The organism is Acidovorax sp. KPB24-07 (genome assembly GCF_057543315.1).
In genome coordinates, this window is record NZ_BAAJYS010000192.1 from 1 (window position 1) to 7,217 (window position 7,217).

Annotated in this window: 10 protein-coding genes; 6 read left to right on the forward strand and 4 right to left on the reverse strand. The window is 70.4% G+C overall.

Annotated features, from left to right (window positions below):
- From AC27IQ_RS16605 to AC27IQ_RS16620, 4 genes are all read left to right on the forward strand, one after another.
- A partial coding sequence (locus AC27IQ_RS16605; protein ID WP_487090112.1) for a cobalamin biosynthesis protein occupies window positions 1–361 on the forward strand: 361 nt, incomplete at its 5' end.
- Between the two features lie 48 nt (window positions 362–409).
- Window positions 410–1,072 carry an energy-coupling factor ABC transporter permease gene (locus tag AC27IQ_RS16610; RefSeq protein ID WP_272566245.1) on the forward strand — a complete coding sequence of 221 codons (663 nt, stop codon included), beginning with the start codon at window positions 410–412 and terminating at the stop codon, window positions 1,070–1,072.
- 14 nt (window positions 1,073–1,086) lie between these two features.
- Window positions 1,087–2,091 (forward strand): precorrin-3B C(17)-methyltransferase, encoded by a 1,005-nt coding sequence (gene cobJ, locus AC27IQ_RS16615; RefSeq protein ID WP_272566244.1) that lies wholly within the window; start codon window positions 1,087–1,089, stop codon window positions 2,089–2,091.
- Window positions 2,088–2,489 (forward strand): (2Fe-2S) ferredoxin domain-containing protein, encoded by a 402-nt coding sequence (locus AC27IQ_RS16620; RefSeq protein WP_284397158.1) that lies wholly within the window; start codon window positions 2,088–2,090, stop codon window positions 2,487–2,489. The genes cobJ and AC27IQ_RS16620 overlap by 4 nt, the downstream gene beginning before the upstream one ends.
- Window positions 2,490–2,542: 53 nt before the next feature.
- Here AC27IQ_RS16620 and AC27IQ_RS16625 read toward each other — a convergent pair whose 3' ends face one another.
- Window positions 2,543–3,433, reverse strand: a complete 891-nt coding sequence (locus AC27IQ_RS16625; protein WP_284430455.1) for a LysR family transcriptional regulator — start codon at window positions 3,431–3,433, stop codon at window positions 2,543–2,545.
- A 91-nt stretch (window positions 3,434–3,524) separates the two neighbouring features.
- On the opposite strand from AC27IQ_RS16625, the gene AC27IQ_RS16630 reads away from it, so the two are divergent.
- Window positions 3,525–4,595, forward strand: coding sequence for an alkene reductase (locus AC27IQ_RS16630; protein ID WP_487090113.1), 1,071 nt, complete (start codon window positions 3,525–3,527; stop codon window positions 4,593–4,595).
- 43 nt (window positions 4,596–4,638) lie between these two features.
- Window positions 4,639–5,574 carry an NADP-dependent oxidoreductase gene (locus tag AC27IQ_RS16635; protein ID WP_487090114.1) on the forward strand — a complete coding sequence of 312 codons (936 nt, stop codon included), beginning with the start codon at window positions 4,639–4,641 and terminating at the stop codon, window positions 5,572–5,574.
- A 60-nt stretch (window positions 5,575–5,634) separates the two neighbouring features.
- Here AC27IQ_RS16635 and AC27IQ_RS16640 read toward each other — a convergent pair whose 3' ends face one another.
- The 3 genes from AC27IQ_RS16640 to AC27IQ_RS16650 form a co-directional block, all read right to left on the reverse strand.
- Window positions 5,635–5,937, reverse strand: a complete 303-nt coding sequence (locus AC27IQ_RS16640) for a hypothetical protein (protein WP_487090115.1) — start codon at window positions 5,935–5,937, stop codon at window positions 5,635–5,637.
- 70 nt (window positions 5,938–6,007) lie between these two features.
- Window positions 6,008–6,226 carry a hypothetical protein gene (locus AC27IQ_RS16645; protein ID WP_272566235.1) on the reverse strand — a complete coding sequence of 73 codons (219 nt, stop codon included), beginning with the start codon at window positions 6,224–6,226 and terminating at the stop codon, window positions 6,008–6,010.
- Window positions 6,227–6,300: 74 nt separating this feature from the next.
- Window positions 6,301–6,957: a flavin reductase family protein gene (locus tag AC27IQ_RS16650; protein ID WP_317356952.1), complete on the reverse strand. Its 657-nt coding sequence runs from the start codon at window positions 6,955–6,957 to the stop codon at window positions 6,301–6,303.
- Window positions 6,958–7,217: the final 260 nt, after the last annotated feature.

Genomic DNA, 7,217 nt, shown 5'->3' on the forward strand with positions numbered 1-7,217 from the left:
CGTTCAGGCCTGCCTGCTGCAAGCCCTGGCGCAGGTGCCCGCCGACCTGCGCCACGTGGCTGCCGCCGCCAGCATCGCCGCCAAGGCCGACGAGGCCGCTTTTCTCGCATTGGCGGCGCGCCACGGCTGGCCGCTGCAGTGGTACACCGCCGCGCAACTGGCGGCGGTGCCCGTGCCCAATCCTTCGGCCACGGTGCTGCGCTACATGGGCACCCCGTCGGTCAGCGAGGCCGCAGCGCTGCTGGCGGCCGGCGCCGCGCACGACGCATCCGCCCTGCTGGTGGAAAAGCACCGGCTGCGCGGCGAGGACGGCCGCAACGCCACCGTGTCGATCGCGCGCATGGCGCGCGCGGCCGGCTGATCCCTTCGTTCCGATCTTTCCCCTTCTTCACCCCAAAAGGCTCACACCATGCACATCGAAATCGGCATCCTTTCGCAGGACAAGATCGCCTTTGCCTCCGTCGCCGCCACGGCGCTGCTGGGCGCGCACGCGCTGCCCCTGCTCAAAAGCCCCACCGCCTGGCTGCGCACGGTGCTGGCGGCCTTCTTCTTCAGCGTGCTCATGCAGGTCTGGCACATGCCCGTGGGGCCGTCGGAGCTGCATTTCGTGGGCGCCATGCCCATCTACCTGCTGTTCGGCTTCATTCCCACGCTGTTCGGCTTCGGGCTGGGGCTGCTCGCCCAGGCCCTCGTGTTCGAGCCGCAGGACCTGGCGCACCTGGCCATCAACTTCCTGAGCCTGGCCGTGCCGCTGGTGGCCGTGCACCACGGCCTGGGAAAGCGCATGCAGCGCATCAGCGTGGCCAACGTGCTCAAGCTCGATGCCATGTACTACGCCGGCGTGACGCTCATGGTGGGCTTTTGGCTGTCCATCAGCAGCGATGCGGCGCCCGTGGCCGACTGGGCGCTGTTCGCCGCGTCGTACCTGAGCCTCGTGGCGGTGGAGCCGCTGCTCACCATCGGCATCACGCTCGGCGCCGCCCGCCTGCGCGGCCGCCGCTGGCTGGCCGCCTGCATCGACGAGCGCACGCTGCAGCGCGTCGCGTCCCCCGCCCCGGCGGCCGCTGCGTGAGGGGCCCCGCGACCATGTCCGCAGGAAAGATCATGCTCGTGGGCATCGGCCCCGGCAGCACCGACCACATGACGGCGCGCGCGCGCGCCGCCATCGCCGAGGCCGACACCATCATCGGCTACGTCACCTACATCAAGCTGGTGGCCGATCTCATCGAGGGCAAGGAGATCATCCGCAAGTCCATGACCGAGGAGCTGGACCGCGCCATCGAATCGCTGGCCCGCGCCCGCGAGGGCAAGAAGGTGGCGCTCATCTCCTCGGGCGATGCGGGCGTGTACGGCATGGCCGGCCCCACGTTCGAGGTGCTGTTCCAGGCCGGCTGGACGCCGCCCGCCTTCGACGAGAACGGCGTGGTCGAGCCCGGCGGCATCGAGGTTGAGATCGTGCCCGGCGCCTCGGCCATCAACAGCTGCGCCGCCCGCGTGGGCGCGCCGCTCACGCACGACTTCTGCGCCATCTCGCTGTCCGATCTGCTCACGCCCTGGCCCACCATCGCGCGCCGGCTCGACGCCGCCGCCCTGGCCGACTTCGTGGTCGCGCTCTACAACCCCAAGAGCGGCCGGCGCACGCGGCAGATCGAGGAGGCGCAGCGCCTCTTTCTGCGCCACCGCAGTCCGGACACGCCGGTGGCCATCGTCAAGAGCGCCTACCGCCGCCGCGAGCGCATCGAGTTCGCCACGCTGGCCACCATGTGCGATGCCGACATCGGCATGCTCAGCACGGTGCTGATCGGCAACAGCAACACCATCGTGCAGCACGGCCTCATGGTCACGCCGCGCGGCTACGCCAACAAGTACGACGTGGAGGGCGGCGGCGCCACGCGGGCCGGCGAGCGGCCGGGCCGGTCGCTCTCCACCGGCCTCAACGGCTGGCTGGAGAATCTGCAGCTCGATCACGCGGCCGGCGAGAGCATCGAGGCCCTGGCCCGGCGCCACCGCCTGCCGGCCGATTACATTCGCGACACCCTGGCCCAGCCCCTGGCGGCCGAGGCCGTCGCCACCACCGAGGAAGAGGCATGAGCCAGCAAGACCCCACCACCGCCACCGCCACCGCCACGACCGCAGCGCCCGAAGGGGTGCGCGTGGCCATCCGGCCGAAGATCGGTGCCTACCGCCGCCACATCCTCATCTGCACCGGCCCGCGCTGCGCCGAAGACGGCCAGGCGCAGGCCCTGTTCGACAGCCTGGGCGACAAGTTCAAGGCCGCGGGCCTGAACGATGGCGAGCTGCGCGTCAAGCGCAGCCGCGTGAGCTGCTTCGCCGCCTGCAAGGGCGGGCCGGTGATGTGCGTGCAGCCCGACGGCACCTGGTACTACGACGTCACGCCCGCCAACATGGACCGCATCATCGAAAGCCACCTGGTGGGCGGCCAGCCGGTGCAGGACCTGGTGTTCCACCAGGGGCCTTCCGGGGGCTGAATGGCGCGAATGCGGCGGCCGGGGCGGCCGGGCCGTGCACCTTGCGGCCGGCTTCACGCACCGGTGGCCAGGCGCTCCTGCAGGAACTCGATGAAACGGAGCGTTTTCGCCGGCAGTAGCCGCGTTTCGGTCAAGGCGTAGACCGGGACGGGCGTTCCGTACCAGCCGGGCAGGATGCGGCGCAGGCGCCCCTCGGCCACGTGGTCCGCGACGACGCCTTCCGCCAGCAGCGCGATGCCCTGGTCCAGCACGGCCAGGCTGCGGCACATCCCCACGCTGTTGACCTTGAAGCGCTGGCCGATAGCGACTTCCACGGTGGCCCCTCCCTCGTTGGCGTTCAGCACCCATGGGCCGAGCTTCGGAGAGCCGATGCACACGTGCTGTGACAGGGCGGCGGGGTCTGCGGGCTCGCCCGCTGCCTGCAGGTACCGGGGCGATGCGTACAGGTGGGTGGTCAGGCGGGCCAGCTGGCGCGCGACCAGCGTCGAGTCCGGTTGCTCGCCCATGCGGATGGCCACATCGAAGGGCTCGGCCACCAGGTCCACCCGGCGCGGGCTGAGGTCCAGATCGAAGGCGATGCCCGGATAGCGGCGGGCGAACTCCGCGATCAGCGGCGCCACATAGATGGTCGCAAAGTCCACCGGCAGCGAGGCGCGCAGCACCCCGCTGGGCTGGGCCAGCAGGTCGCCCAGCTGCTCGTGCGCGATCCGCGCCTCCTCGACGATGCGCCGGCAGCGCTCGTAGTAGATCTGTCCCGCTTCGGTCAGCTCGATCCTGCGGGTCGTGCGGTGCAGCAGGCGCAGGCCGATCGATGTCTCCAGCGCGCCGATCCGCCGTGACAAGGTCGAGTTGGGCACGCCCGTCGCATCGCCGGCCGCGCGAAAGCTCTTGGCTTTCACCACCTCCACGAAAAGCGCCATGTCGTTCAGGTATTCGAGGGCCATTGCGTCAATATTGGATCAATCATTCCCACCAAGCCATCTTTATCTCATGGGTAGGTTAATCGAAGATGCAGCGTCGCAACCGGAGAAACCCATGACCGCCCTTTTCAGCCCTGCCACCGTCGGCCGCTACACCCTCTCGAACCGCCTCGTGATGGCGCCCATGACGCGTTCCCGCGCCGCGCCCGACGGCACGCCCACGGCCCTCGCGGCCACCTACTACGCGCAGCGCGCCGATGTCGGGCTGATCGTCTCCGAAGGCGCGCAGCCTTCCGACGACGGCCAGGGCTATCTCACCACCCCCGGCATCTACACCGATGCCCATGTGGCCGGCTGGCAGGCCATCACTGCCGCCGTGCACGCCAAGGGCGCGCGGCTGTTCATCCAGCTCATGCACGTGGGCCGCATGTCGCACCCCGACAACACGCCCCACCACCGGCAGGCGGTGGCGCCTTCGGCGATCGCACCCGGCGCGCCGATGTTCACGATGACGGGCATGCAGCCCATCCCCGAGCCGCGCGCGCTGACCACCGAGGAGATCCAACACACCGTGGCGGACTTTCGCCGGGCCGCCCGGCGGGCGATCGAAGCGGGTGCCGACGGCGTCGAAATCCACGGTGCGAATGGCTATCTGGTCCAGCAGTTCTTCGCCCCGAGCGCCAACACCCGCACCGACCAGTACGGCGGATCGATCGAGAACCGCGCCCGTTTCGCCATCGAAGTGGCCACCGCGATCGCCGAGGAAATCGGCGCGGACCGTACCGCCATTCGCCTGTCGCCCGGCGCCCAGTTGGGGGGCATCGATGAGGGGGTCGAAGGGCCGGCCCTGTACCGCTACCTGAGCGCCGAACTCTCCCGGCTGGGCCTGGCTTATGTGCATGTGATGCACGTGGGCGACGAAGCCCTGGTGGCGGACATTCGCAAGCTCTGGCGCGGCACGCTCATCGTGAACCGCCCGGGGCGTGCACGCGAGCAGATCGGCACCGACCTGGCGTCGGGCCTGGCCGATCTGGAGGCCTACGGACAGATGGTGCTGGCCAACCCCGACTTCGTCGAGCGCCTGAAAACCAACGCCCCGATGAATGCACCGGACCACAACACCTACTACGGCGGTGGTGCCAAGGGCTACACCGATTACCCGGGCCTGGCCGGCGCAGCCGCCTGAAACGGCGCGCCCCGCCATCGACACCTGGACAGGAGAACCTCCCATGACGACGACCCAACGCGCGGTCCTGATCCGCGCCTACGGCGGCGCGTCGGCCGCCGAGATCGGCGAGATCCCGAAGCCCTCTGCCGGCGACGGCCAGGTGCTGGTCCGGGTTCGCGCGGCCGGCGTGAACGGCATCGACTGGAAAGTCCGCGAAGGCCTGGTCCAGAAGGCGTTCCCGATTCCCCTGCCCGCGGTGCTCGGCATCGAATTGGCCGGCACCGTCGAGGCCGTCGGGCCGGGGGCCTCGCGCTTTCGGGTCGGCGACCGCGTCATGGGCCCGCTGGGTCGGCTCGGCGCGTACGCGCAATTCGTGCCGGTGGCCGAGGCGAATCTGGTGCACACGCCCGCGGGGCTGGACGATGTCCAGGCCGCCGGCATTCCCGTGGCGGCCGTCGCGGCCTGGCAGAGCCTGCACCAGGCGGGGCCCATCGCGGCAGGCCAGCGCATCCTGATCCACGGCGCTGCGGGCGGCTTGGGCGGCTATGCCGTGCAGTACGCCAAGCGGGCCGGCGCCGAGGTCTTCGCCACGGCCTCCGCAGCGCACCTCGACCATGTCCGAAGCCTGGGCGCGGACCACGCCATCGACCACCGAAGCGAGCGTTTCGAGTCGGTGGCGCAGGGCATCGGCCTGGTGCTGGACTACGTTGGCGGCGAGGCGCTCGATCGCTCGTGGGCCGTGCTGGCCGAAGGCGGCGCCATCGTCAGCGCGGCCGCGCCCGACATCGCCGCACGCACCCCTGCCGGCCGTCGCGGACTGTGGTTCGTCAACCAGGCGGACGCGGTGCTCCTGGCGCAGTTCGCGCAGGAAATTGCCCAAGGCTCGCTGATCTCGAAGCTGAGCGATACCGTGGGCTTCAACGGCATTCCGGCGGCCATCGAACGCAGTCGCACCGGCCCCCGCATCGGCAAGGTGGTGGCCGACTTCACGCGCTGACCGCTCCCCGGCCGCGAATGCCCGGGAGGCGAACGTCTTCGGCGGTGTATCGCGCCGGCCTTACCGCTGCGCCGGCGGGCGCGCCAGCCAGCGCACTCCCACCCCGGCCAGGTACAGCATCAGCGCCGAGGGCAGCGTGAACATCGACCCCCACGCACCGATCATGAGCACCGAATACGCCGCGTCCGACAGTCCGGGGGCCGCGGCGCATTGCATGCCCGAGCCCTCGTTGCCTTCGCAGCCGAGCAGGCGCAGCAGCGGCCACGACAGCAAGAGCAGCAGCACCGGCGCGAGGCCGAGGACGATGCACAGCAGGCCGAACCAGCAGCGCACGGCGAAGCGGCGCAGCGCGGTGGCCCTCATGCCGGGCCGTCCCGTTCCATCGCAGCCGCCCCGCACCGCGCAGGGGCCGGCTGCGGGCCGCGCATCCCCATCACTTCTTCGCGCCCAGCACCAGCAGCAGGCCGCCGACGGCGATGGCGCCGATGCCCACCCACAGCGGGATGTTGACGGTCTCCTTCTCCTTGGCCGAGATCTCCAGCGGACCGACCTTCACCACGGTGGTGTCCTTCGTGTAGCTGAAGCCGCCGTAGGCCAGGCCCAGGGCGCCGGCCACGATCAAAACGATGGCGATCAGTCGGGTGGGGTTCATGGTGTCGGTTCTCTGCAGTGGAATGGAAAAGGGTTGGTGGAGCATAGCCGCTGGCCGGCCCCGCCCAGGCCCGCTCAGCGCGGCCGGTGCATCTTGAACAGCTGCTCCGGCCCCACCGTGAAATAGTCCGCCGGGCCGCCCGCGCGCAGGATGTGCCCGGCATGGGCCGTGTCGTACACCCCGTCCTTGAGTAGCGCGCGGTCGATGTGCACCGCCACCACCTCGCCCAGCACCAGCCAGGTGGGCACCTTCTCGCCGTCCGCGCCCTCGAGCTGCACGATCTGCGTGCGGCGGCATTCCATGGCCACCGGGCTTTCGGCGACGCGGGGCACGGACACGATCCGCGAGGCCGCGGGGGTGAGGCCGCCGAGCGTGAACTCGTCCACCTCGGGCGGCACGGCGGCGCAGGTCCGGTTCATGGCCTCGGCCAGCGGGCGGGTGGCCAGGTTCCAGACGAACTCGCCCGTGGCCTGGATGTTGGCGAGCGTGTCCTTGGCGCCGATGCTGGCGAATCCGATGATGGGCGGCGTGTAGTTGAAGGCGTTGAAGAAGCTGTAGGGCGCCAGGTTGAGCACGCCGGCCGCGCTGCGCGAGGCGATCCAGCCGATGGGGCGCGGCCCCACGATGGCGTTGAAGGGGTCGTGCGGCAGGCCGTGGCCCTGGCGCGGCTCGTAGCTGTGGATGCCGGAGGCGGCCGGGGCGGCGTCGTGGGGGGAGGTGGCGGTCGTCATGCCTGCACGATACACAAACGGTTGCGGATTCGCCGGCCAGGGCATTTGCTACTATTTTCATAGCTAACAGGGCAATCAATCTCCCGGCGTGCGGCCTGAAAGGTTCGAAAAGGCTGCGAACGCCCCCTTCACCGCCTGCCCGGGCGCCTTCAGTCCAGCAGGCAGGCGGCCACCGCGCCCAGCAGCTCGCCCAGGTCCGCCGCCGGCACGGCGCCGGGCGGGGCGATGTCGCCGTGCAGCAGGCCGATGGCGATGCCGGC

Excerpts from the sequence above, each read along its gene's own strand:
- AC27IQ_RS16610 (WP_272566245.1), top strand. The coding sequence starts at position 410 with ATGCACATCGAAATCGGCATCCTTTCGCAGGACAAGATCGCCTTTGCC.
- cobJ (WP_272566244.1), top strand. The coding sequence starts at position 1,087 with ATGTCCGCAGGAAAGATCATGCTCGTGGGCATCGGCCCCGGCAGCACC.
- AC27IQ_RS16620 (WP_284397158.1), top strand. The coding sequence starts at position 2,088 with ATGAGCCAGCAAGACCCCACCACCGCCACCGCCACCGCCACGACCGCA.
- AC27IQ_RS16625 (WP_284430455.1), bottom strand. The coding sequence starts at position 3,433 with ATGGCCCTCGAATACCTGAACGACATGGCGCTTTTCGTGGAGGTGGTG.
- AC27IQ_RS16630 (WP_487090113.1), top strand. The coding sequence starts at position 3,525 with ATGACCGCCCTTTTCAGCCCTGCCACCGTCGGCCGCTACACCCTCTCG.
- AC27IQ_RS16635 (WP_487090114.1), top strand. The coding sequence starts at position 4,639 with ATGACGACGACCCAACGCGCGGTCCTGATCCGCGCCTACGGCGGCGCG.
- AC27IQ_RS16640 (WP_487090115.1), bottom strand. The coding sequence starts at position 5,937 with ATGAGGGCCACCGCGCTGCGCCGCTTCGCCGTGCGCTGCTGGTTCGGC.
- AC27IQ_RS16645 (WP_272566235.1), bottom strand. The coding sequence starts at position 6,226 with ATGAACCCCACCCGACTGATCGCCATCGTTTTGATCGTGGCCGGCGCC.
- AC27IQ_RS16650 (WP_317356952.1), bottom strand. The coding sequence starts at position 6,957 with ATGACGACCGCCACCTCCCCCCACGACGCCGCCCCGGCCGCCTCCGGC.